The sequence below is a fragment of the Coriobacteriia bacterium genome (assembly GCA_018368455.1).
Taxonomy (GTDB): domain Bacteria; phylum Actinomycetota; class Coriobacteriia; order Coriobacteriales; family UMGS124; genus JAGZEG01.
Window position 1 is genome coordinate 121,697 of sequence record JAGZEG010000006.1, and the last position, 24,269, is coordinate 145,965.

The 24,269-nt window shown below is 67.7% G+C and carries 21 protein-coding genes and 1 other RNA gene; 6 read left to right on the forward strand and 16 right to left on the reverse strand.

Features of this window, described 5'->3' with window-relative positions; all coding sequences use genetic code 11:
* Positions 1 to 70 precede the first annotated feature (70 nt).
* The 9 genes from KHZ24_05280 to KHZ24_05320 all read right to left on the reverse strand — a co-directional run bounded on the left by KHZ24_05280 (position 71) and on the right by KHZ24_05320 (position 11,131).
* A complete protein-coding gene (locus KHZ24_05280; GenBank protein MBS5450609.1) occupies positions 71 to 1,567 on the reverse strand; it encodes a hypothetical protein in 1,497 nt (498 codons plus the stop codon).
* A gap of 9 nt (positions 1,568 to 1,576) precedes the next feature.
* Positions 1,577 to 2,980, reverse strand: a complete 1,404-nt coding sequence (locus tag KHZ24_05285; protein ID MBS5450610.1) for a TldD/PmbA family protein — start codon at positions 2,978 to 2,980, stop codon at positions 1,577 to 1,579.
* 132 nt (positions 2,981 to 3,112) lie between these two features.
* Positions 3,113 to 4,843: a peptide ABC transporter substrate-binding protein gene (locus KHZ24_05290; protein ID MBS5450611.1), complete on the reverse strand. Its 1,731-nt coding sequence runs from the start codon at positions 4,841 to 4,843 to the stop codon at positions 3,113 to 3,115.
* A gap of 48 nt (positions 4,844 to 4,891) precedes the next feature.
* Complete coding sequence (locus KHZ24_05295) at positions 4,892 to 5,980, reverse strand: ABC transporter ATP-binding protein (GenBank protein ID MBS5450612.1); 1,089 nt, start codon at positions 5,978 to 5,980, stop codon at positions 4,892 to 4,894.
* Positions 5,967 to 7,007: an ABC transporter ATP-binding protein gene (locus KHZ24_05300; protein MBS5450613.1), complete on the reverse strand. Its 1,041-nt coding sequence runs from the start codon at positions 7,005 to 7,007 to the stop codon at positions 5,967 to 5,969. The genes KHZ24_05295 and KHZ24_05300 overlap by 14 nt, the downstream gene beginning before the upstream one ends.
* 15 nt (positions 7,008 to 7,022) lie before the next feature.
* Positions 7,023 to 8,081 carry an ABC transporter permease gene (locus tag KHZ24_05305; protein ID MBS5450614.1) on the reverse strand — a complete coding sequence of 353 codons (1,059 nt, stop codon included), beginning with the start codon at positions 8,079 to 8,081 and terminating at the stop codon, positions 7,023 to 7,025.
* 3 nt (positions 8,082 to 8,084) lie between these two features.
* Positions 8,085 to 9,005: an ABC transporter permease gene (locus KHZ24_05310; GenBank protein MBS5450615.1), complete on the reverse strand. Its 921-nt coding sequence runs from the start codon at positions 9,003 to 9,005 to the stop codon at positions 8,085 to 8,087.
* Positions 9,006 to 9,182: 177 nt separating this feature from the next.
* Positions 9,183 to 9,875, reverse strand: coding sequence for a helix-turn-helix domain-containing protein (locus KHZ24_05315; GenBank protein MBS5450616.1), 693 nt, complete (start codon positions 9,873 to 9,875; stop codon positions 9,183 to 9,185).
* Positions 9,876 to 9,883: 8 nt separating this feature from the next.
* Positions 9,884 to 11,131, reverse strand: a complete 1,248-nt coding sequence (locus tag KHZ24_05320) for an aminotransferase class I/II-fold pyridoxal phosphate-dependent enzyme (GenBank protein MBS5450617.1) — start codon at positions 11,129 to 11,131, stop codon at positions 9,884 to 9,886.
* A gap of 181 nt (positions 11,132 to 11,312) precedes the next feature.
* On the opposite strand from KHZ24_05320, the gene dtd reads away from it, so the two are divergent.
* Both dtd and KHZ24_05330 read left to right on the forward strand, forming a co-directional pair.
* A complete protein-coding gene (gene dtd / locus KHZ24_05325) occupies positions 11,313 to 11,792 on the forward strand; it encodes a D-tyrosyl-tRNA(Tyr) deacylase (protein ID MBS5450618.1) in 480 nt (159 codons plus the stop codon).
* Between the two features lie 669 nt (positions 11,793 to 12,461).
* Positions 12,462 to 13,124 carry an N-acetyltransferase gene (locus KHZ24_05330; GenBank protein MBS5450619.1) on the forward strand — a complete coding sequence of 221 codons (663 nt, stop codon included), beginning with the start codon at positions 12,462 to 12,464 and terminating at the stop codon, positions 13,122 to 13,124.
* A gap of 15 nt (positions 13,125 to 13,139) precedes the next feature.
* On the opposite strand, the gene rdgB is transcribed toward KHZ24_05330, so the two are convergent.
* From rdgB to KHZ24_05345, 3 genes are read right to left on the reverse strand one after another with little or no spacing between them, the layout of a single operon-like run.
* Positions 13,140 to 13,760 (reverse strand): RdgB/HAM1 family non-canonical purine NTP pyrophosphatase, encoded by a 621-nt coding sequence (rdgB, locus tag KHZ24_05335; protein ID MBS5450620.1) that lies wholly within the window; start codon positions 13,758 to 13,760, stop codon positions 13,140 to 13,142.
* A 2-nt stretch (positions 13,761 to 13,762) separates the two neighbouring features.
* Positions 13,763 to 14,515: a ribonuclease PH gene (gene rph / locus KHZ24_05340; protein ID MBS5450621.1), complete on the reverse strand. Its 753-nt coding sequence runs from the start codon at positions 14,513 to 14,515 to the stop codon at positions 13,763 to 13,765.
* A 56-nt stretch (positions 14,516 to 14,571) separates the two neighbouring features.
* A complete protein-coding gene (locus tag KHZ24_05345) occupies positions 14,572 to 15,513 on the reverse strand; it encodes a glutamate racemase (GenBank protein MBS5450622.1) in 942 nt (313 codons plus the stop codon).
* A 352-nt stretch (positions 15,514 to 15,865) separates the two neighbouring features.
* Here KHZ24_05345 and KHZ24_05350 point away from each other — a divergent pair, with 352 nt between their 5' ends.
* From KHZ24_05350 to KHZ24_05360, 3 genes are all read left to right on the forward strand, one after another.
* The gene (locus tag KHZ24_05350; GenBank protein ID MBS5450623.1) at positions 15,866 to 17,029 is read left to right on the forward strand and encodes a glycerate kinase; all 1,164 of its coding nucleotides are present in this window, start codon (positions 15,866 to 15,868) and stop codon (positions 17,027 to 17,029) included.
* 90 nt (positions 17,030 to 17,119) lie between these two features.
* On the forward strand, positions 17,120 to 18,754 hold the full coding sequence (locus KHZ24_05355; protein MBS5450624.1) for an LCP family protein: 1,635 nt from the start codon (positions 17,120 to 17,122) through the stop codon (positions 18,752 to 18,754).
* Positions 18,755 to 18,926: 172 nt separating this feature from the next.
* A complete protein-coding gene (locus tag KHZ24_05360; protein ID MBS5450625.1) occupies positions 18,927 to 19,793 on the forward strand; it encodes a hypothetical protein in 867 nt (288 codons plus the stop codon).
* 213 nt (positions 19,794 to 20,006) lie between these two features.
* Here KHZ24_05360 and ssrA read toward each other — a convergent pair.
* Positions 20,007 to 20,358, reverse strand: a transfer-messenger RNA (tmRNA) gene (gene ssrA / locus KHZ24_05365).
* Positions 20,359 to 20,601: 243 nt separating this feature from the next.
* On the opposite strand from ssrA, the gene KHZ24_05370 reads away from it, so the two are divergent.
* Entirely contained in the window at positions 20,602 to 21,459 is an 858-nt protein-coding gene (locus KHZ24_05370; protein MBS5450626.1) for a patatin family protein, read from the forward strand.
* Positions 21,460 to 22,411: 952 nt separating this feature from the next.
* Here KHZ24_05370 and KHZ24_05375 read toward each other — a convergent pair.
* The 3 genes from KHZ24_05375 to KHZ24_05385 all read right to left on the reverse strand — a co-directional run bounded on the left by KHZ24_05375 (position 22,412) and on the right by KHZ24_05385 (position 24,221).
* Complete coding sequence (locus KHZ24_05375; GenBank protein MBS5450627.1) at positions 22,412 to 22,573, reverse strand: rubredoxin; 162 nt, start codon at positions 22,571 to 22,573, stop codon at positions 22,412 to 22,414.
* 120 nt (positions 22,574 to 22,693) lie between these two features.
* A complete protein-coding gene (smpB, locus tag KHZ24_05380; GenBank protein MBS5450628.1) occupies positions 22,694 to 23,245 on the reverse strand; it encodes an SsrA-binding protein SmpB in 552 nt (183 codons plus the stop codon).
* Position 23,246: 1 nt separating this feature from the next.
* Entirely contained in the window at positions 23,247 to 24,221 is a 975-nt protein-coding gene (locus KHZ24_05385; protein ID MBS5450629.1) for a hypothetical protein, read from the reverse strand.
* Between the last annotated feature and the right edge of the window lie 48 nt (positions 24,222 to 24,269).

Below are 24,269 nucleotides of genomic sequence, written 5' to 3' on the forward strand. Positions count from 1 at the left end.
TGAGAGTGCCCCACTTGCCTTTCGGAATTCGCGGGATGCACACGGATGCGCATTCCGCCCAAGCGCAGCCCTACGCGCCAGTCCCGACGAGGCGCACCTCGGAGACGAACACGTCGGGCGCACCGGTGTAGTAGGCGTTGAGGTCCTCGAGGTCGACGAACGTCATGTCGGCGCCCACAGCAGCCACGTGCTCGAACAGCGACGTCAGGTTGTCGGACAGCGAACAGGAGCGGATGCCGCCCGCGAGCTTCCCATCGCGGATGAACGCGCCTCGACAGGGCGCCGAGACGCCGCCGGACGCAAGGTTGAAGCTGTGGTAGATGTCGCCGATGTCCGTGAGGTAGATGCCGTCGCCCACCTGTGCGAGTAGCTCGTCAAACGGCAGACCCGCACCTTCGGTCGGCCACACGCACAGGTTGCTCGGCGCGATGGTCACGTCGTTGGGCACGATGCGCCCCAGCGTGTCGCGGCGCGCCGCGTTTCCGCTGCTCGCCGGCAACCCGAGCCGGCCGGCCCACGCCAGGTCGGACAGCGGGGTAACGAACACGCCGGCGTCCACGACGAGCGTGCGGGACTTGGCGGCGCCCTGGACGTCGAAACCCAGCTTGGCGCCGCCGCCGGGCACGCACGCCTCGTCGACGATCGTCAGCTGCGGCGAGGCGATGCGCTGGCCGATCCTGCCAGCCAGCAGGCTTTGCCCCGTCGCGACCTTCTGCGCCGAGAACAGCTGCCAGAAACCCATGAGCATCTGGCACATGACCTGGCCGGAGAACACGACGGGATACGTGCCACTCGCCAGCTCGACGCCGTCGAGCGACGCCGTGGCCATGAGCGCCGTACGGCGAGCCAGCGCCTCAAGGTCGAGCTCGTCCAGACTCGGGGCGTAGGCGCGACACGTGACGTCGTGCATCTCGGTGGCGCCGCGCGCGATGTAGCTCATGCGCGCCTGGTAGTGCTCGGCCGCGCCACGGCGCTGCAGGCCCCGCGAGTTCGTAATCGCATGCCCCTCGGCGTAGTGGCGCACGGCGCACGCCGGCTCCATGGGGTCGCCCGCGGCCGCGAGCAGCAGGTCGAGCCCCCGGCGGGCGGTCGCGTCCATGGCGGCGTCGGGCGCGGGGAGATCCGGCTCGCACGCGTCCGCGAGCCCTGCGTCGCAAGCGCCCGCACTCGCAGGCGCCGCCCCGTCGCCGTCCTCCGGCCCGAGCAGGCCTGCTGGCACGGACTCGTCGACGCACGCCGCCAGGTCGACAGCGCGCGCTGCCAGGGCCTCGATGCTCTCCTCGGGGTCCTCCGTGCGCACGGACACGACGCGCCGTCCCGCCGTGCGCAGCAGCCGCTGGCTCAGCGCGAACGTCGTGCCTGACGTCCCGCCCGGCGTCGCGATCTTCTCGAACAGCCGGGAGCGCTCTTCGTCCAGCTCGAAGCCCTCGACCTGGTCGGCATAGCAGCCCGCGAGCCGCTCTAGTTCACCCGCCACCGCTCCCACGCCCATCACGCCCTCCGTTCGCAGCTCGCCCGTCGTACCCTCAGCCTGTGCCGAGCCGATGCTCGTCTTTCCCTGGGCCATGCCCGCCTCCTAACCGACGAGCATGCCGTCGATGAGCACGCGCGGCATGTAGGCAGTGACGTAGATGAGGCCCGAGTCGGCCCCGCACAGCGAGCCGTCGTCGGGGTGGTACGTGTCGCCCACGGCCGCGACGCGCATGAGGGCGTCGATGCTCTGGCCCGACAGGTTGATGTTCGCGATGGGGTACGTCAGCTCGCCGTTCTCGATGAGGTAGCCCGAGGCGACCAGGAAGTTGAAGTTGCCCGTCGTCGGGTTGACGTTGCCGCCCCCGACCTCGCTGACGTACAGGCCGTGCGACACGCTCGGGATGATGCTGTCGTTAGGCGTCGTGCCAGCGCGCATGTACGTGTTCGTCATGCGGGCAACCGGGGCAAAGCGGTAGTCCTGGCGCCGGCCCGCCGCCGTCTGGGCCATGCCGAGCTGGCGCGACCCCAGGCGGTCGACCATGTAGCCGCGCAGGACGCCGTCCTCGATGAGCAGGTTGGGGGCCGACGCCACGCCCTCGTCGCTGATGGCGGCCGAGCCGCACAGGCCGCTCTGCGTGCCGTCGTCGAGGATCGTCACGAGCGGCGAGGCGACGCGCTGGCCGATCTTGCCGTAGAACACCGACGCGCCACCGGCCAGGTGCGTGCTCTCGAGCGGGTGGCCGCAGTCCTCGTGGATGAAGGTGCCGCTGTCGACGACGACGGGCATGACCTCGGGGGCCACGCTCACGGCACGCAGGCCGTTCAGCGCCGCGCCGCACGTCTTTGCCACCATGGCCGCGCGGCGCCCCTCGTCCTCGAGGCACTCGAAGCCCGCCGCCATGGAGTAGTTCGACCAGTTCGCGTTGCTGCGCCCGTCCTCGGCCGCCGTCACGTAGAGCCGCAGCGTCGTGATGACGCGGCGCTCACGCGTGAGCAAGCCCTCGGAGTTGAGCACGGCGACGTTCTGCACGCGGTCCTGGTAGTCGGCGTGTGCGTCGACGATGCGGGCGTCAAAGCCCCGCGCGCGCCGGCAGATGTCGAGCAGCACGGCCTTCTTGCGCTCGAGCGGCACGTCCGTGGGGTCGAGCGCGATGGCGTTGGGCGAGGGCACGGCGCGGGCCTCCCCCAGCTCGAGCGGCTCGCGCGCCGGGGCCGGGCTGTCCCAGGCCAGCGCGCTCGAGATGTCGTCGGCCAGCGCGGAGATGCCGGCGGACGAGGCGTCGTTCGTGTAGCCGTAGCGCGTGTCCTGCCCGCTCAGCAGGTAGAGCCCCGCGCCGCGCATGTGCGTGAGCGAGGCGGCGCACACCCGCTCGCCGTCGCTGTCTATGCGCGTCTCCGCCTTGTCCTCGAAGAACACCTCGGCGAAGTCGGCACCCCTGCGCAGGGGCACGCCCAGCGCCGGATAGACCGACTCCTCGTCAAACGTCAGCACCCGCTTGTCGCCCACGAGCCTCGCCCGCCTTTCCGCATCGCCATCCCGCCCAGAGCCGCCATCCCGTCACCGGCGCTGCCACGTCCCGCACAAACGCGTGGGGGCACCCGAGCTGACAGCCCGGGCGCCCCCACGTCACAAATCTTCCTACGCCCAGCTCTTGAGCGTCATGAAGTTGAACAGCACGTTGCCCGTGCCGCACATCACGAGGTTCTCGACGTCGTTGGACACGAGGCTCACCTGGTAGGAGTACGTGACCGGACGGATGGCGAACGCCTCGCTCACGAGCGCCTTCTCGGCGTCGTGCAACAGGTCAGCCTGCGTCTGGGGGTCGGACTCCGTCGAGGCGCGGGCAAGCAGGTCGTCGAAGTCGTCGACCTTGATGCCGTAGTTGTTGGACGAGCCCTCGAAGTTCTGGAACAGCTCGATGACGTTGTCGCAGCTCACCGACGTGTTCGCGAACGCAAAGGCAAACTGGCCCGACGTCAGCTTGTCCAGGTACGTCGGGATGTCATACGCCTCGACGTCCACCTGGATGCCCAGGTTGTCCTTGAGCATGGCCTGGAAGAACTCGGCGCGCTTCGTGCCCATCGTCGTGCTCGTCGTGATGAACGCCATGGAGGGCAGGCCCTCGCCGTTCTCGTAGCCGGCCTCCTTGAGCAGGTCCTTGGCCTTCTGCAGCTCGTCGTCGGAGAAGTCGTCGATGATCTGCGAGTTCTCGCGGAACGACACGCCCGTCGGGTCGGAGAACACGTCGCCGGCCAGGCCCTTGGCCACCGTCGCGCGACCGCTCTCGAGCGTCTCGTTGGCGTAGGTCGGGTCGATGGCGCGGAACACGGCCTCGCGCACCTTCGGGTCGTCGAGCGGGGCGGCGCCGTTGTTCATGTAGAGCACGGCCGTGCCGAACGTCTCGCTGACGTTGACCTGCGCCTTGCCGTCCATCTGCGCGATGAGCGCGTCGGAGGCGTACTTGTAGAACGCGAGCTCGCCGTTGCCCATGGCCACGTCGGCGGCGGAGGAGTCGGCGAACAGGCGGAACGTGATCGTGTCGGCCTCGGCGGGGGCGTCGCCGGTGTAGGCGTCGTTACGCGTCAGGACAACCTTCTCGTCAGGGGCGTACTGCTCGAGCTTGTAAGGGCCGCACGACAGGTGCGTCTCGGGGTTCGTCGACCAGCCGTCGCCGCCCTCCTCGATCTTGTCCGTGCGGATGGGGTAGGCCGGCGCGCTGCTCAGGAAGGCGAGCACCGTGGGCTCGGGCAGCACCGTGGCGACCGTGAGCTCGAGCGTCGTGTCGTCAGGGGCGCTGACGGACAGCGTCGAGGGATCCTTCTCGCCGTTGTAAACGTCGGCCGAGCCTTCGACGTACGAGAAGTACGTGTTGGCGTTCTCGGAGGCGGTGGCCGGGTCGTAGAAGCGGCGCAGGCCCTCGACAAACTGCTCGGCCGTCACGTCCTGGCCGTCCTGCCACTTCACGCCGCTCTTGAGCTTGAACGTGTACGTGAGGCCGTCGTCGGAGACCTCGCGGCTCTCGGCGATAGCGGGGACGGCCGTCGTGCCGTCGGAGTCGAGGCGGTAGAGGCCCTCGCCGAGTAGGCCGGTGATGTCCTGGTCGTCGGAGTTCGCGTCGTTCTGCGGGTCGAGCGTCGCCAGCGAGGAGACGACGAAAACCGTGAGCTCCTTGGCGCCGGAGGCAGGCGCCGAGGACGCGCCGGCGTCAGCGGCCGAGGAGGCGGCCCCGCCGTTGTTGGCGTCGTTGGAGCAGCCGGTCAGCGCGACGACGCCAGCAGCGGCCGCAAGGCCAAGCGCGGCGCGGCGCGTCATGCCGGCGGCGGTGGGAGCCGGCCGATCGGGCGAGCAGGGAGAGGTGGCGCGGTTCATAGGGAGTCCTTTCGATAGGGCGGGGCCTCGGGGGCGCCCGCCAGCTGACTACCGGGGAGCAGGTGATGCGGGGGCGTCCGCAGGGCCTGCGGCGATGCCGAGCTCGGCCACGCCGGAGAGCTGCAGCTCGCGCCAGCGCAAGCAGGCGCACGTGTGCCCCGGAGCGACCTCCTCGAGCTGGGGGCGCTGCGTGTGGCAGCGCTCCTGCGCGTAGGGGCAGCGCGTCGAGAACACGCAGCCCGCCGGCAGGTTCGTCAGCGCGGGCAACTCACCCTCGAGCGTGATGCGACGGCTCGTGCGAGCCCGCGCGGGGTCGGGCACGGGGATGGCCGACAGCAGCGCCTCGACGTAGGGATGGCGCGGGCGGGAGAACAGCTCGTCGGTCGGCGCGACCTCGACGAGGCGGCCGAGGTACATGACGGCGATGCGCTCGCACACGTGGCGCACGACGGCGAGGTCGTGGCTGATGAACAGGTAGGACAGGCCGAGGCGACGCTGCAGGTCCACGAGGATGTTGAGCACCTGGGCCTGCACGGAGACGTCGAGCGCCGACACGGCCTCGTCGCAGATGACGAACTTGGGGTCGCTCACGAGCGCGCGGGCGATGGCGACGCGCTGGCGCTGGCCACCCGACAGCGAGAACGGATAGCGCTCGAGCGTCGCAGGCTCAAGGCCCACGAGCTGCACGGCGCGCGCCGCCTTCTCGCGGCGCGACGCGCGGTCGCCGACCTTCTGGATGCGCAGCGGCTCCTCGACGATGGCCGCGATCGTCTTGCGCGGATCGAGCGAGGTGTAGGGATCCTGGAACACCATCTGCATGGAGCGGTAGGCCTCGCGCGCCGTGTGGCGCGTCACCGGCACGCCGTTCAGCTCGACCGTGCCCGACGTCGGCTCGTAGAGGTGCATGATGGAACGACCGACCGTCGTCTTGCCGCAGCCGCTCTCACCCACGAGGCCGAGCGACTCGCCGGGCGCGACGTCGAACGACACGCCCTCGACGACGGGAACGGGGCGCTTGCGCCCGCCCACGCGCATCGGGAACGCCTGGCACAGGTCGCGCACGCGCAGCAGCGGCACGAGGCCCTCGGAATCGACGGCCTTCGCGCCCGTCTCGGCGGCAGCCTTATCGCTCGCCATGCTCATGCGCCTCCTTTGCGGCGTCACAGGCCAGCCAGCACGCACAGCCATGGCCAGCTCCCAGGTCGAACTCGGGCGGGCAGGCGCGTAGGCACACGGCCATGGCACGCCCGCAGCGAGGCGCGAACGGGCAGCCCACCGGTCTGGTGCGCGGGTTGCCCACCGTGCCCGGGATGGGCACGAGCGGGGCACTGCGCTCGCCGTCCAGCGAGGGCACGCACGTCAGCAGGCCCTTCGTGTAGGGATGCGCCGTCTCGTTGAACAGCTGCCACACCGTGCCGCGCTCGACGACTCGGCCCGCGTACATCACGAGCACGCGGTCGCACAGGCTCGCGATGACGCCCATGTTGTGGCTGATGAACACAACGGCCCCACCGAGCTCCTCGTGCAGCTCGCGGATGAGGTCGAGAATGCGCGCCTGGATCGTGACGTCGAGAGCCGTCGTCGGCTCGTCGCAGATGAGCAGGTCAGGCCGGCAGCACAGAGCGATGGCGATGATGACGCGCTGGCGCATGCCACCCGACAGCTCGAACGGGTACTGCTTCAGGCGCTTCTCCGGCTCGGACAGGCCGACGCGACGCAGGTAGTCGATCGCGACGTCGCGCGCCGCCTGGCCACGCAGCCCCAGGTGCGCCCGGATGGCCTCGCCGATCTGGCTGCCAACGGTGTACAGCGGGTCGAGCGCCGTCATCGGGTCCTGGAACACCATGGCCATGCGGCCGCCGCGCAGCTGCTCCATGGAGCGCCGGTCGAGCGAGCGCACGTCGGTACCGTCCAGCTCGACCGTGCCCTCGTCGATGGCGGCGTTGTCGGGCAGCAGGCCCATGACGGCGCTCATCGTCATAGACTTGCCGCAGCCGCTCTCGCCGACGATGCCCAGGATCTCGCCGCGGGCCACGTCGAAGCCCACACCGTCCACGACTCGGTACGACCCCTTCTTCGAGGAAATGCGCACGCCCAGGTCGCGCACGCGCAGCAGCGGCCCGTCCGCCTGCATGCCCACGCTCGCCTCCGTCTCGTTCGCCATGGTCATCGCCCTCCCCTACTGCTGCTGCATGCGCGGGTCAAGGGCGTCCTGCACGGCGTCGCCGATGACGTAGAGCGCCCAAGTGATGACGAAGATGAGGATGACCGGCTCGATCATCTGGTACGGGTAGAGCATCATGTCCGTGCGCGCGTTGTTGATGAGCGTGCCCAGAGAGGCCATCGGCACTGATACGCCCATGCCGATGAAGCTCAGGAACGCCTCGGCGAATATGGCGCCGCGAATGGACTGCGTCACGTTGACAATGATGACGTCCATGCTGTTGGGCAGCAGGTGCGACCACACGACGCGCGGGCCCTTCGCGCCCATGGAGCGCGCCGCCATGGCGTAGCCCTCGTTCTTGAGCTGGAAGATGGACCCGCGCACGATGCGCGCCATGCCCGTCCAGTACAGCAGCGAAAACGCGATGAGGATGCACACCATGCCCGAGCCCATCTGCGTGAAGAAGCTCGGCGGCAGCTGGTCGAACAGGTTGTCGATCGGCGCCTTGAGCGAGATGGCCATCAGCAGCACAACGAGCTGAGCCGGCAGGCTCTCGATGATCTCGACGAGACGCATCATCACGAGATCGACCTTGCCGCCGCACCAAGCCGACACCGCGCCGTACGCCGTGCCGATGACGAGGACGGCCACGGCCGTGACGATGCCGACGAGCAGAGAGATGCGCACGCCGTACATGCAGCGCACGAGCAGGTCACGCCCCATGCTGTCCGTGCCGAACGGGTGGGCAGCGCACGGGGCAAGCTTCTCCTCGCCGCGGAACACCTGGTCGTAGCTCACGTCGGTGAACAGGGGGCCCACGAAGCCGAACAGCGCGACGGCCACAAAGAGCACGAGCGCCACGACAGCAATCTTGTTCGAGAAGAACACGGCCGCCATGCGCCGCCACAGCGCTTGCTGGGCGTCGGGCGACTCGGGCTGGGCCGCGGCGCCCGGGGCGATGGGCGCAAAGTCGCCGGCCGCCAGATCGATGCCGGGAGCGGACGGGTCAACCAGCAGGGAGGCGCCGTCCGCAGAGCTCGCCCCGGCCCGCAGGACATCGCTTTTCTTGGCCATGGCTTACTCCTCGTCCAGCTTAACGCGCGGGTCGATGACGCAGTACAGCAGGTCGACAACGAGCAGCACGACGACAATGAACGCCGTGTAGAAGATCGTCGTGCCCATGATGACGGGGTAGTCGCGCTGGCTGATGCACTTCACGAGGTACGAGCCGAGCCCCGGGATGGAGAACACCGTCTCGACGACGAGGTTGCCCACCAGGATGCCCACGGCGAGCGGACCCAGCGTCGTAATGATGGGCACGGCGGCGTTGCGCAGCGCGTGCTTGAACAGAACGACGCGCGTGCTCATGCCCTTGGCGCGCAGGAAGCGCGTTGAGTCCTGGGACAGCACGTCGAGCAGGCCGGCGCGGGTGATGCGCGCCAGCACGGAGATGGGTCCGACGGATAGGGCCGCCACCGGCAAGATGTACGTCGCCGGCGTCGAGAGGCCCGACGTCGGCAGCACGTGCAGCCACATGCCGAACGCGTAGAGCAGCACGACGGCCAGCACGAAACCCGGCAGCGAGGCAAACAGACTCGACAGCGCCGTCACGACGCGGTCGACGACCGTGCCGCGCTTATAGGCAGCCAAGATGCCCAGCGGGATGCCGATGAGGCACGACACCGCGATGGCGACAATGCCGAGCTTGAACGAGACGGGGAACTTGTCGGCAATGATCTGGTTGACGGAGTAGCCGGCGTTGATGATGGACGTGCCGAGATCGCCGTGGAGCAGCTGCGAGAGGTAGGCGCCGAACTGCACGATGACGGGCTGATCGAGGCCGTACTTCTGGCGGATGAGCGCCTGGGCCTGGTCCGACAAACGGTCGGAGGTGAACGGGCCGCCGGGCACCATGTTCATCAGGAAGAACGTGAGCGTCGTGACGACGAATATGGTCACAACGGCGAATATGAGACGCTTGACGATATACCTGCCCATAGGGCCCGTCCCCTGTCCGTGGTATCCCCGATTGCCAGGGAGTCCCGCTCTCGTGATGCCTCACTCTAGCACGTACTTTGACCAATCGTTTAGGTCGTTTACATTGTTTTTAAATCAGAAACGCAATGGCGGGACGCAGGGCCCCGGCCGTACGTGAACGCGCTTGGACTCCGTCCCCTATTCGCGCAGGTAGTTGTAGATGGAGCACTTCGAGACGCCCAGGCAGCGGGCCACGAGCGGCACGCTCTTCTGGAAGTCGAAGAACCCGGCCGCGCGCAGGGCTCGCACGAGGCGGACGCGCTCGTCGCGCGAGAGCGACTCGGCCGGCTTGCCCAGGCGCGCGAGCTCGGCGTCGAGCACACCCTGGGCCTCCTGGGGCGCGGCCGGGTGGGAGCGCATCTGCTCGCGCAGCTCGCCGCCCACCTGCGCCAGGCCGGACAGCACGGCGGACGCCTGCCCCACGGCCGTGATGTCCAGGTTGATGCCGAGCTCAAGCACGTAGCCCGGCCCGTGCAGCGTCCAGGTGGACGACTTGACATGCCGGCCGTCGGGCGCCGTCGCGAGCAGTCCCACACTGTCGGCCTCGAGGTCGAGCTCGCGGTTTTCGGGGCTTTCCTGCGACGTCTCGCCGCCGTAGATGCTCAGCGTCGAGCCGACGGAGCGGCCCGAGACGTGGCCGTTGTAGATGCTGCGCACGACGAGGCCCTCGTCGGTAGCGTCCTGCACGAGCGTCTCGCAGAACGGGCCGAGCGTCTGGGCGAGGCCGCGGGCCACGCGATCGAGGAAGGCAAACGCCTCGTCGTGCGTCATGCCCGTCGTGTCCAGGGTCTCGTCGGGGATGCGAGAAGCATCGATGCCGCCTGCAGTCATGCGTCCCCCTATGCCTCGTCGCCGGTGCGGAGGCGGCCGATCGCCGCCACGAGGCGCTCCATGGCCGCGCGCGTCTGCTCGTGCGTGCTCGCCAGGTTGATGCGCGAGAAGCGCTCGCAGCCCGCGCCGTACTCCTCGCCCGGCTCGAGCACAAGCAGGGCCTCCTGCGTGAGGAACCGGTCAAGCTCCTCGCCCGCCAGCTTCAGGCCGCGCCACTCGATCCAGCCCACAAACGTGCCCTCCGTCGGCAACAGCCTCACCGGAGAGAGCTCGCGCTCCAGGGCGTCGGCCACGATGGCGCGGTTCTGTGCGATGTAGTCGCGCGCGCCGCGCACCCAGGCGAGCCCTTCCTCGCAGTAGGCGCCCTTCACGCAGGCGTAGGCCAGCGGGTCGATGCTGCCGAAGTGGTCGGCCGTGCGTTGCGTCGTGAACCGCGCCCGCAGCTCGGGGTCGGCGATGATGGCGTTGGCGTTGTTGAGGCCGGTCAGGCCGAACGTCTTGCCCAGCGACGTCAGCGTGATGCCGCAGCTCTGGCACTGCGGCAGGCTCACGAGCGGCGTCGTGCGATGGCCGTCGAACGTCATCTCGGCGAATATCTCGTCACTCACGACAATCGTGTCCGTGGCCTGAGCCATCTCGCCGACGCGCGCGAGGTCGTCGGCCGGCCAGACGCGCCCGACGGGGTTGTGCGGGTTGCAAATGACGAGCACCTTGTTGGCAGGATCGGCCATGAGGCGCTCGAGGTCGTCGAAGTCCATCTCGTAGTGGTCGCCCACGAGACGCAGCTCGTTGTGGACCGTGCGGCGGCCCAGGCGCGTCGCCGCCTGCTCATAGCGGTAGTAGACCGGCGTCTGCGTGATGATGGCATCACCGGGGTCCGTCGCCATACGGATGATGGCGGCCACGGAGAAGATCGTGCCCTGAGCTGGGACGATCCAGGCCGGGTCGATGTCCCAGCTGCGGGCGTTGGCCATCCACCAGGTGATGGCCTCGAGGTAGCCGTCCGTCGGAAGCGTGTAGCCGTACAGGCCGCCCTGGGCCAAGCGCGTCGCCGCTTCGATGACGCTCGGCACCGTCTTGAAGTCCATCTCCGCGCCGCCAAAGCTCGCAAAGCCGGCGTCGATGACCGGCTGAGGCGTCATGGAGCGCTGTAGGCTGCCGATGCCCTCGCGGCAGACGGGAACCGGGGAGAACGTTCCGCCCGCCGTCGGGATGCCTGCGCTCCCCCTGCGATCGTCAGCCTGCCAGCGTTCCATCGGCGCCACCTCGCTTCCGGTCGCATGCGGCGACCGTCCGACGTGCTATCGTGTCCATTCGCAACGGGAGTCTAGCGATAGGCCCGTTGTATACAGATTGTAAAAGTAATTTATTAACGGTAAAGATACAAGAGGGCGGGGAGCCTGCCGCCCATCTCGGCCAGTGCGAAAGGATGTCCCCATGCGAGCCCTCATCCAGCGCGTCAACCATGCCCGCGTTACCGCTTTGAGCGAGGGCGCGCCCGCGGAAGACACCGGGGCCTGGGAGCAAACCGGCGCCATCGAGCGAGGCTTTCTCATCCTGCTCGGCGTGGGCCAGCAGGACACGGAGGCCCAGGCCGACAAGCTGTGGTCCAAGATCTCCAAGCTGCGCATATTCGACGACGAGGCCGGCAAGACGAACCTCGCGCTCGCCGACGTGAGCGGGCAGGTCATGGTCGTCAGCCAGTTCACGCTCTACGCCGACTGCCGCAAGGGCAACCGTCCCTCGTTCACGAACGCCGGCGCCCCCGCCGAGGCGACGCGCCTCTACGAGTACTTCTGCGACCTCGTGCGCCGCGACCTCGGCTCCGTAGCGACGGGCACGTTCGGCGCCCACATGCGCATCGACCTCGAAAACGACGGCCCGTTCACCGTCTGGCTCGACACGGACGCACTGTAGGGGCGACGCAGGGTGCGCGGGATACGTGCGGGCCCGCCTGCGAGCAAATCCCGCCCGCGTGGCCAAAAAGAAAGCCTGTGTATCTCACCTCTGGGATCCAGCGCTCACGGCCAGAAAATCGTGCCTCTCTGACCTGCAGTTTTCCGAAGCCGCGTGCGAAAGCGGCGCGGCCGGGCATACACTGATCCGATTCATGGCCACATATCCCCATGGCGTGAGCAATGAGCCGTCCGCACCCGGCTTTCGGTGCCCCTACCGTCACGCACGGCAATCGCTACGCACGAGCACGAACCGGCTCCGGGGGCGCGCTGCGCGCGGGCAGCGAGCCCACCCGCGCAGCCTTCATCGCAGTGGCGCCAGCCCAGAGAAGGACGAAAACCCGCCCCGCTGGTCAAAACACCCCTGCTTTGCGAGGCGATAGGCAGTTTTCGAGCCTCAAAAGACCTCCTGTCCGCCCGACGCTCCGAGCCCACCTGCGGTTTTCCTCCCGCCAGTGCGCCAAGCGGCCCCTGAGGACTCGCAAAGCACGACAGTTTTGGCCAAACAGGTCGGGCGCGGGCATTATTAGGCGCTCGCATGAGACATCCCGAGGCCTCACCCCGAAACGCGACGATCACAAAGGCGTTGTACGCTGGGCTCATCGTCGCTGTTCCGATCAGGCACCTGCACATGCTAGGAGGAGCCGTGCTCGTCGAGCCACGTAACGTAGCACCGCAAGGTATTCAAAGGGAGCAGCCCGCACGCGTCGCGCTGCGCGTCGCAACGCCGGCGGACGCGGAGGCGCTGCTCGACGTCTATGCGCCATACGTGCGCGAGACGGCCATCACATTCGAGTACAACGTGCCAAGCATCGAGGAGTTCGAGAGGCGCGTGGCCACGACACTCGCCCGCCACCCTTACGTCGTCGCGTTCGACCCCGCCGACTCCGCAAGCCGCATCCTGGGCTACGCGTATGCCAGCCCCTTCCACGGCCGTCCCGCCTACGACTGGGCCGTCGAAACGTCCATCTACGTCGCGCGCGAGGCCCGCGGTCGCCACGTGGGCACGCGGCTGCTCGACGCCCTGGAGGACCTGCTCGCCGTCCAAGGCGTCACGAACGCCGAAGCCTGTATTGCCGTGCCCGACCAGGGAGGCAGCGTCGGCTTCCACGAGCGACGCGGCTACCGCATGGTCGGACACTTCGAAAAGTGCGGCTTCAAGCATAACCGCTGGTGGGACATGGTGTGGATGGAGCACCTCATCGCCCCGCACCCCGAGGTGCCCGCCCCGCTCGTCTTCTTCCCAACCCTGCTCGCCGAGCACCCCGACGAAGTGGCGCGCATCCTGGCATAGGGATGCGCGCCGCCCTTACGCCGTCAGCTTGCCCGCGAGATCCTGCAGCGCGTGGAACCGGTGCGAGATGGCGTTCTTCTCGTCGGCCGTGAGCTCGGCCATCGTCTTGCCGGGCGTGTCGTTGGGCAGGAACAGCGGATCGTAGCCGAAGCCGCCGTCACCGCGCTCCTCGAAGCCCACCATGCCCTCGCAGCACCCGACGCCGCAGGCGTGCACGCCCTCGCCCACAAACGCCACGCAGCTCGTGAAGCGCGCCGTACGCTCGTCCGCCGGCACGCCGTCGAGCTCGCGCAGCAGCTTGGCATTGTTGGCGGCGTCGTCACCGTGCACGCCGGCATAGCGCGCCGAGTACACGCCAGGAGCGCCGTCGAGCGCGTCCACGACGAGGCCGGAGTCGTCGGCGACAGCGGGCAGGCCCGTCGCCTCGTAGGCAGCCTGGGCTTTGATGAACGCGTTCTCCTCGAACGTGTCCCCCGTTTCCTCGGGATCGGGGAAGTCGCCGAGCTCCTTGATGGACACGAAGCGCGCCCCGGGCATGACGGCCCCCAGGATGGCCTCGATCTCGATGATCTTGTGCTTGTTGCCCGACGCCACGACGACGGTGCGCTCGGCCTGCTCCTCAGCGTTTGTGGCCATCGCTAGTCACTCCATCCCACGCACTCGTCCTGGAGGCGCAGCAGGTTCGCGATGCTCTTCTCGGAGGCGTCGAGCAGCTCGTTGAGCTTGGCACGCGAGAACGGCGTCTGCTCGCCCGTGCCCTGCACCTCGACGAACTCGCCCTTGCCCGTCACGACGAGGTTCATGTCCACCTCGGCGTGCGAGTCCTCGGCGTAGTCGAGGTCGCACACAACGCGACCGTGCACCATGCCCACGGACACGGCCACAACCTGGTCGATGATGGGCAGCCGGCCGATCTTCTTCGCGTCGACCCACGCCATGAGCGCGTCGTGCAGTGCGACCCACGCGCCGGTCACGGCCGCCGTGCGCGTGCCGCCGTCGGCGTTGATGACGTCGCAGTCCACCGTCACCGTGTACTCGCCCATGGCCTTGAGGTCGACAACCGTGCGCAGCGCGCGGCCCACGAGCCGCTCGATCTCCATGGAGCGGCCCTTGCGGCGGTCTCCCTCGCGGCGAGAGCGCGTGTTCGTCGAGCACGGAAGCATCGCGTACTCGGCCGTGATCCAGCCGGCGTGCGCGCGACTGCGCCACCCGGGCACACCCTCCTCGATGGAAGCGGCGCACAGCACCTTCGTGGCGCCGAACGTCACCTCGCAGCTGCCCAGGGCATGGGGCATGACGTTGCGGGTGAGCGTGACGGGGCGCATCTCGTCCTCGGCGCGCTCGTAGCTGCGCTTGAGGCGGATGCTCTCGTCGGCAGGGGTGCTGGGCATGGGCGATCTCTCCTTTTGGTGTCGTTACACGCGGGCTGCGAGGCGGAAAACAGCCCCTACCCGCGCGGCGTCTGGGCGTCGAGGTACTCGAGTTCCTCGATGTCGATGTGCTCGATCGAGGCGAGCGGACGGCCGAATATGAAGCCGCCGGCCGCAGCGAACGTCGTGATGTCGTCGGACGTCGTGGCGAAGCGGTGGCGCACGAGCGAGCCGGGCGCCGCAAGCTGACGGCGGCGCGTAAGCGTCTCAACAACGCTGCGCGTCGTCTCCTCCGCGGAGGAAACAATGGACACGTCGGGCCCCATGACCTCGCGGATGACAGGCGTGAGCAGCGGGAAGTGCGTGCAGCCAAGCACGAGCGTGTCGATGCCCGAGTGCTCGAGCGGCGCCAGATCCTCGCGCACGACGGCGCGCACCTCGTCGGTCAGGAAGACCTCGCGGTTGCGGCGCCAGTCCTCGTGCAGGTGGCGGCCCGTAGCAAGCTCCTCCTCGACGAGCGGGACAAAGCGCGGCGTTGCCAACGACGTCACGTTCACGCCGACGTCGATGCGATGGATGGCCTGGGCGTAGGCGTCCGAGGCGATCGTGAGCGGCGTGGCGATAACGCCGACCCGCCGCGTCTGCGTCGTCTGGATGGCGGCACGAGCACCGGGGTCAATGACGCCGATGACCGGCACGTCGAACGTGCGTTGGGCCAGCGGAAGGGCGGCGGCCGTCGCCGTATTGCAGGCGATGACGATGAGCTTGACGCTGCGGCGGGAGAACCACGCGCCGATCTGGCGCACGAAGCCGCGGATCTCGTCTCCCGTGCGTACGCCATAGGGACAGCGCTTCGTATCGCCCACGTAGAGGATGGACTCGAACGGCAGCTCGCGCGAGATGGCGCGCGCCACGGTCAGCCCGCCCATGCCCGAGTCGAATATACCGATGGGTGCAGTGGCGCTCGGGCGCGCGGAGGCCGACTCCGCCGCGGGAAACGAGGCAGTTGTGCCAGGCATGTCCATCGGCGCACCGGCACCGGGGGCCATCCACGCATGCTCCATGCCCGCCTCCCATCCCGCATCGGAGCCGTGCGGCAATCGATGATTCGCCCGGCTCACATGGTCACATGCATCTCATTGTAATGCAGTAGCTCTCCCGGAGTCCCCGCGGCTTCGCATGGCCACAGGGTTAGCGCCGCCTCGCCATCTCGAGGGGTGCGCGCCAAGCCGTCTCGTTCAACTTTCGCTTTAAGTCTACGGAGTTTTGCGGGACGAACGCCCGCCTCCCTGTGCCCCGTAGGGCGGGCGCGACAGCGGCGGCGTACACTGGATGGTTGCAGACTCTCGAGAACGAAGGGCGGTGACACCCGTGCGCTTTCTGATCGCTCCTGACTCCTTCAGAGGGACGCTCTCGTCCCTTGAGACGTGCCGCATTATGGCCGAGGGTGTCTCGGCAGGCTACCCCGGGGCCCAGACGCGCGCCATCCCCCTGTCCGACGGAGGCAGCGGCACGATGGACGCGCTGCTCGCGGTGTTTGGTGGCGAGCAGGTCGAGGTCAGCGTGACCGGACCGCTCGGCACGCCCGTCAGCGCGACGTACGCCGTGCTCTCCAACGGCACGGCAGCCATCGAGATGGCGGCAGCGTGCGGGCGCCACCTCGCCAAAGAGGGCGCGAACCCCGCAAAAACGACGACATACGGCGTCGGCGAGCTCATGCTCGATGCGGCGCGGCGCGGCTGCACACGCATCCTGCTCGGCCTGGGAGGTTCGTGCACGAACGACGGTGGCTGCGGCGCGGCCGCGGCGTGCGGCGTGCGCTTCCTCGACCGCTATGTCGAGCCGTTCACGCCCACGGGATCCACGCTGGGCCAGCTCGAGTCCATCGACGCCTCAAACATGGCAAGCGAGCTGGGCAGCGTCGACATCCGCGCCATCTGCGCCGTGTCGAACCCCCTGTGCGGCATGCTCGGCACAAGCGCGACGTTCGGACCGAGCAAGGGTGCGCTACCCACCGTCGTCAACGAGCTCGACGCAAACCTGGCAACGCTCGGCCGCGTCATCGAGCGCGACCTGGGCATCGACGTGCTCCACATGCCCTGCGCCGGCGCGGGCGGCGGCATGGGGGCGAGCATGGCGGCGTTTTTCGGCGCCACGCCGACGCTCGGTATCGAGACCGTCCTCGAGCTAGCGCACTTCGACGAGCTCGTGGCGCAGGCCGACTGCGTCATCACCGGCGAGGGCTGCTTCGATGCGCAGAGCCTGCACGGCAAGGTCGTCTCGGGCGTCGCGCAGCGCTGCAAGGCAGCCGGCGTGCCCGTCATCGCCGTCGTCGGCACGATGGACGAGGCCATGCTCGACGCAGGACTCGCCCTGGGCGTCACGCACTTCGCGCCCGTCAGCGCCTCCGATCTCCCGCTCGCCGAGCTCACGCGCAAGCCGCGCTCGCGCCTGTCACAGACGTGCGCCCGCGTGGCGCAGATGCTCTGCTCAGGCGAGGACATACCCCCTTACCTGGCACCTCCCCGCCGATAACGGCCCGCACGACCCCTTCCACCAGAGCCGCCACACGGAAGGCACGCCTTAAACGCAGCGAGAAACACAGTCACGAAGGAGCTCCTCCCCATGTCCACGACCCCCGACCCCAACGCACCTGGCAACGGTCCCCTGCGTCGCGCCGACTTCGCCGCAGACAGCGACACCGACAGCGCGTCAGATCCCTCGCTGCTGTACTCGCGCGAGGCGAGCGGAGAGCGCTATGCGAGCGACTACCAGGGGCGGAGCAAGCGCAAGAAGGTTAAGCGCATCGTGCTCATTGCCGTGCTCGCCGTCGTGCTCGTCGCGCTCATCGGCACCGTGGCCGGCGCGGCCGGCTTCATCGGCTCCATCAGTAGCCGCATGCACCGCGGCATCAACGACGACACGCGCGCCGTACTCGCCAGCCAACAGGCTGACGCCAAGGCTCGCGCCAGCGCGTCGCTGACGGAGCAGGACGCGCAGCTGCCGGCGAACTGGGAGGACACGACGCCGTTCTACACGCTGCTGCTCGGCGTCGACAAGAGCTACAACCGCACGGAGGGCCCCGAGTCAGAAAGCTACGGCGACAGTGACTCGCTGTTCCGCGCCGACACGATCATCCTCGCACGCATCGACCCGGGTAACAAGCAGGTCACGCTCGTGTCCATCCACCGCGACACGCTCGTAAACATCGACGGGCAGGACATGAAGATCAACGCCGCATACGCAGTGGGCGGCGTCTCGAAGGTCATCGAGGTCGTCTCACAGTTTGCCGGCGTCCCCATCTCGCACTTCGCGGCGGTGGACATCGACGGACTGTCCGCCATCACCGACGCGGTCGGCGGTGTCGAGGTCAACGTGCCCTACGAGATCAACGACGACGTCCTGCCGGGCCACCTCGACGCCGGCGTGCAGGTGCTCGACGGCGAGGGCGCGCTCGTGTTCACGCGCTCGCGTCACGCCTACGACGACCTGGGCGACGGCGACCGCTACCGCGCCGCCAACCAGCGCTCGTTCCTCGCCGCGCTCGCCAACAAGCTGCTCTCGTCAAGCCCCACGACAATGATCGCCGCCATCAACTCGCTGGCCGACTACGTGACGACCGACCTCGAGCTCGACCAGATCGCCGGCCTCGCGCTGACGATGAGGGGCATGGACACGGGCACCGACATCTACTCGACGATGAACCCGACAGACAACCAGTACATCAATGGGACGTCATACGAGATCAACCGCGACGCCCAGTGGCAGGAGATCATGGCAGCCGTCGACGCTGGCCAGCGTCCTGCGGTCGATGCCGACTACATCGACCCGCTCGACGACATCAACAGCAACAACCCTACGAGCGACCCCACGGGCAGCGCGTACGTCGACAGCACGAGTAGCAGCACCGCCGCGCCAGCCGGTGCGACGACGGACGCAAACGCCCCGGCAGCGGACACGCCCGCAACGACGCCGCAGGTTGTCGGCAACGCCGGCATCTCGGTGGACGTACGCGACGTCAGCGGCGCCAGCAACGCCGGCACGATCGGAGCCATCACGGCGCTTGGCTACACGAACGTCAGCGATGGCGGCGCGGCTGCAGGCCTGTCGGCGGGCAGCACGACGTACGTCGTCTACGAGGACGCCGCTTATGAGGCCGAGGCCCAGGCTATCGCAACGGCCCTCGGCGCGACGCTCATCAACAGCGACGGCTCGTGGATCGTCGCCGGCAACGTCATGGTGGTGACCGGCGCAGCGTAAGCACGAGATATCAGCCCACACTCGCGTGTTGAATGTGCAAGAATGGGGCGCGCGGCCGAGGAGGTTCGTCTTCTCGACCGCGCGCCCTTGCGTTTGCCTCGAGTTTTCCCGTTCCCGCATGCGCGTTCCGCACTCACGGCACGCCACAACCCGAAGGAAGGCATCACCTGCCATGGCAACAACCCCTCGTCCGATCGAGTCTCCTGGACTCACAGGAGGCGCCTCGCCCCTGACGCGCCTGGTGAGAAACGGCGCCCTGTCCCTCGGGGCCCTGGGATGTGTGCTGGCGCTGAGCGCCTGCTCGCCAAGTGGCGATACGGGGCAGGCGACAAGTGCCCCGGAGCAGACAGCTGCTACCGCCCCGGCGTCCGAGAGCTCAGCGGAATCGGATGGTGCCTCGCAGGCTTCCGACGCCCCGGCCGCCCTGTCCGAGCAGGACGAGCAGGCCGTGCTTGCGGCAGCCCAGCAGGCGTTCGACGCGTACTTCGTCAGCCCGGACGACACGCGCAAGCAGGAGCTCGCTGCGGCCATCGACGGTTACTTCAAGGGCGAGTTCCCCGAGATAGAAGAGACGGGCGCCGTCGAGCCCTGCACGCTGACAGAGCTGGGCGTCGACCCGATGGAGGTCGTGGACTTCCTTTACGACGGCGTCGGTTTCTACGAGCCCGACGGCATCGAGGTGTCCGTCCTCGGCGACACACTGGCAGAGGTCAGCTTCCCCGTGCAGATGCACGACATACATCGCCTGTACAACGAACTCGATGAGAAAGCCGACGCCGTTGTCGCCGATCTCACAGCCCAGGGCGAGACGTCGCAGGAGGCGCTGCGGGCCGGCCTAGCCCAGCTCGTCCAAGACGAACTCGTGGCCGTCGCGCAAGACGACACGTACGGATGGTCATGGATGAGCGTCAAATGCCTCGTCACCAAGAACGGCGACGCATGGGAGGCCCGGCCCACCGGAACGCCCGAAAACCTCACCTCGCTCGAGCACAGCTGGAAGCAGCTCTTTTACGCCTTCGACTACACCGACGACGTTTAAGAGTAGGCGCCAGCCCGCCATCCTGGCATCGCGTGCAACGAGCCCGCCATCGCTGCCATAAGAAAGTGGCACTCGGTGGCGGGCTCGTTTGCTTTGCGTTGACGAGATTCCGAGCGGTCCCTCACATGAGGAGAGCTTTCAAACGCAGCGAGCCCGCCATCGTTGCCGCCAGAAAGCACGGTGCGCGGTGACGAGTTCGCATAAGTTGTGCGATGGTGGAGGCGCGGAGAATCGAACTCCGGTCCATAGCCATCCCCTGAGGGGCATCTCCAGGCTCAGACATCGTTCAGGTCTCGAGCGCGTCAAGCACGACGTCAGGCGATCGGCGCTCCAGTCAGTTCGGTCTTAGCGCGCGGCATACCGACTACGTCCGCGCGAGCAGTCCTCAAAAATGGCGTCGCACCGGAGCTGAGGACGGACTCCGGGTTGACGTCGCTAGCTAATTAAGCAGCGAGGGCGTACTGAGGCTTGTCATTTATTTTGACAAGGACCCCTGTTTAACGTGGCGAGGAGACCACGGCCTGCTTCCCCTCTCAGGACAACCATGTCGAAACCAGTCGCCCCCATAAGCATGGGCGCTGCGTTCCACCCTTTCAAAGTGCATCCGACTACGGCATAGAAGCTTTGGTCGGATATTTGACTATAGGTCGCACACCTCGCCTCTGTCAAGCCTGCCACATGTCCGAGGTGCGCCTTGTGTTGCCGGACATACAGAGCGTGCGCATCTTCGCCGCACTCGTGGGGTATCTTAGGAAACAGACTACGAATGGCGACAGCACGGCGCGTACCACCTTGAAGGGGGACCTGCATGATCCAGCATACGGCACTCGTCCTTGAGGGCGGAGGCTTCCGCGGCCTGTTCACCTCGGGCGCGCTCGACGTGCTCATGGAGCGCAACATCTACGGCTTCGCCAGCGTATGGGGCGTGTCGGCCGGCGCGCTCATCGGCTCGTCGTACGTCTCGCGCCAGGTGGGTCGCTCGGCCCGCATCAACCTCGCCTATCGCGACGACCGGCGCTACATGAGCCCCTATCAGCTCGCCACGACCGGCAACATCATGAGCACGACGTTTCTCTACGAGACCGTCCAGAACGAGCTCGACCCGTTCGACTATGAGACGTTCAACAACTCCCCCACCGCGATGTGGGCCACGCTGAGCGACGTCGTGTTCGGCCAGCCCGCCTATGTGCGCATCGACTCCCTGCCCGAGCAGACCGACTACCTGCGCGCTTCCGCCTCGCTGCCCCTCGTGTCGCAGATCGTAGACATCGATGGGCACCGTTACCTCGATGGCGGTACGTGCGACTCCGTGCCGGCGGAGCGTGCGCTGCAGAAGCCGGACGTCGAGCGCGCTGTCGTCGTGCTGACGCAGGAGCGCCCCTACAAGAAGGGACCGATGTCGCTGGAGAGTGCCGCACGTCGGCTGTACGGCGACTACCCGTACTACCTCGAGGCGCTGCTCAACCGCCACGAGCGCTACAACGCCCAGCGCGAGCGCATCTGGGAGCTCGAAGCTGCCGGGAAGATATTCGTCATCGCGCCCGAGCGTCCCGTGCAGGTCGGCAACATGGAGCACGATGGCGCCAAGCTGCTCGACCTCTACCAGCAGGGCAGGCAGGCAACGTCCGCGCGCCTCGCCGAGCTCGCCGCGTTCCTGAGTCTGTAATCGCCCGCGGGTTAGCTACCTCTATGGCCCGAAACCTCGGCCGCCGCGCGCAGTAGGCAAGCGTGCGGCGGCCGTCTTGCGTGCTGGCGGACCAAAACCGGCCAAGAACCCGGCTCGTGAACCGCGCGCACAACCGGGGAGGTAGAATGCGCAATGAGCTGCCAGGCGCGCACTGGCCTTGACCTGCAGTTTCTCCAGGCAGCGTCGCCGCTATCCCCGTGCGGCCCATACACGCCCCCCGGAACTGGCCAGCCTCCTGCCATCTGTGTGTAGCAGGAGAGCGTGTGGCGGCCGTCTCGCACGCTGACGCCCCAAAAGTGGCCGGGAATCCCGCTCGTGAATTGCATACGCGGCCGACGAGCCCGGGACGAGCTATGCCCTACCGGGCGGCATCGCGCTGACCTGCAGTTTCCCGGGAGAACATCGCCAGCGTTCGCACACGACCTATACACGCCCCCCGGAACTGGCCAGTTGTCTGTCTTCCACGCGCAGCGAGCGGCGTGTAACGACCGTTTTGCGTGCTGCGGCCCTAAAACTGGCCAAGAACCCAGCTCGTGAACTGTGTACGCGACCGGGAAGCGAGAGCGCACGGCGTCCTCATCAGGCAGCACCGGTCTGACCTGCGCCTTCTCGGAGTGGCGTCGACAGCGTCTGCACGCGACCCATACACGCCCCACAAAACTGGCCATCCTCCCGCCATCCGCATGCAAACCGCGCGAGCCTCCGACTCGCCCGCTCGCCCTCAGCCCTTCCCCCAGCCAGCCGACCCCTAGGGCGTGACGCAGGCCGCGCGGGCGCACGAGCCCGCCGCGAGATTCCGCAGTGCAACAAGGAGGGGCAGGGGCGCGTTCCCATCTTCAGGAAACGCAACTCCTGCCCCTCCAACGTTGCGGTACGAGGACTGACCGAGCGCCGGGCTCGCGCGCCTGCGCGGCCGTCCTGCAGCAGAGTCCTAGTCGACCTTCGTGAACATGTTCGCGCCGGCGCCACACAGCGGGCACTTGAAGTCGGCCGGCAGCTCCTCGTCGGTCGTCTCGTACACGTAGCCGCACAGGTTGCAACGGAAGTGATGCTTCGTCTCCTCGGCGCCCTCGGTCTTCGTCTCGTCAGCCATGTCGAGCTCCTCTCCTCTATCCCCCTCGCGGCCTCTCCGCGAAATTAGGAATCGTTCTTATTTGCTAAGTATACCCGCCACGCCCCCATCACAGCCGGACACAAGGGCGCTCCACACGCTCTACCCGCGGCTGCGCTCCTTGAGCGCGCGACGGATCTCGCGGTCGGCATCCCGCTTGGCCATGTCAGCGCGCTTGTCGAACGTCTTCTTGCCGCGCGCGAGCCCAATCTCGAGCTTGACGCGGTTGTGCTCGTCAAAGTACATCTGAAGCGCGATGACGGCCGCACCCTGCTGCGTCACTTTGGAGTTGAGATACTCGATCTGGCGCTTGTGCAGCAGCAGCTTGCGCTTGCGGTCGGGGTTGGCGTTGAAGATCGTGCCATGCGAGAACGGCAGGATGTGCACGCCATGCAGCCACGCCTCGCCGTTGCGGATAAGCACGAACGCATCCGTGATCTGGCAGTTGCGCTCGCGCAGGCTGCGCACCTCCGTACCTGTGAGCACGAGGCCCGCCTCGAACGTCTCGTCGATGAAAAAGTCATGGCTCGCGGTGCGGTTCTTGGCGATGACCTTGATGGACGGCTCGCCGCCCTTGCCCCGCGCCGCCCCGGCCTTGCCGGCGGCCGACGCACGCTGGCCCGCCTCCGTCACATACGTCTTTGGAGCGGCCATGCTAGGCGTCCGTCTTCTCGGCAGCCGTAGCCCCGCCACCCTGCGCCGCCTTTGCGGCAGCAGCGGCAGCGTCGAGCGTGGCGGCGGCGTTGGGATCGTCGAAGTCCGAGCTCACGCGCTCGTCGGTCCCTTCCTCGGGGTATGTCTCCTGCGCGGCGTCGCTCACCATGTGCGCCAGCGCCGTGGCGCGCTCCTGGCCCACGAGGTCAACGGCGATCTGCGCCATGTCGGCACACGTCTGCATGTCGTGGCGCGCACCGGAGATGTCCGCAAGCAGCAGGGCGCTCAGCACGACCTCGACGTTGGCGCCCTCGGGGATGCCCTGCTCGTCGAGCAGGCTCTCCGTCAGCTCGTCCGCCTGGGCAAGAGGATCGCACTGATGCTCGTCGCGCAGCGTCGCCGCCTTCTCGAGCAGGTGCTTGTCGTGCGCGCTCAGGCGCAGGCCGGCCTTGGCGCACGCCGCTGCCGTCTCGTACTGCTCGCAGTTCATGAAGTAGTCCGTGAAGTTGGCGTAGGCGCGCACGAGGTGGGTGGAGTGCGAGGCGCGCGCAAACACGGAGAACGTCATGCGCAGGTGCTCCTCGTAGTCGCCGAGGCGCTGCATCACGCCGGCGAGGTTGAGGCGGTAGGAGCAGTTCATCGGGTTCCAGCGCACGGCCTTCTTGAGGTTCTCGGCGGCATCCTCGTAGTTGCCGAGGCTGATCTGGCAAAACGCCAGGTCAGCATAGGCGCGGGCAAACGGGCGCTCAACTGCCTTGAGTTCGCGCGGATCGTTCTCGACGCGACGGTACGTCAGCAGCTCGAACGGCGTGTCGAACGAGAACCACTGCACCGCATCCGTCGTGGGGCAGTTCTCGTCGATGTACGTCTCCATGTCGGCGACAAGGCCCTCGAAGGCCGGCAGGATGTAGTCGTACTTGGCATCGGCGAGGTAGCTCTCGGCGCGCTCGAGCTGCTCGGTCGTGAATAGCGTCATGGTGCCTCTCCTCGAAAGGCGCCCCGGGACCTATCCCAGGCGCACCGC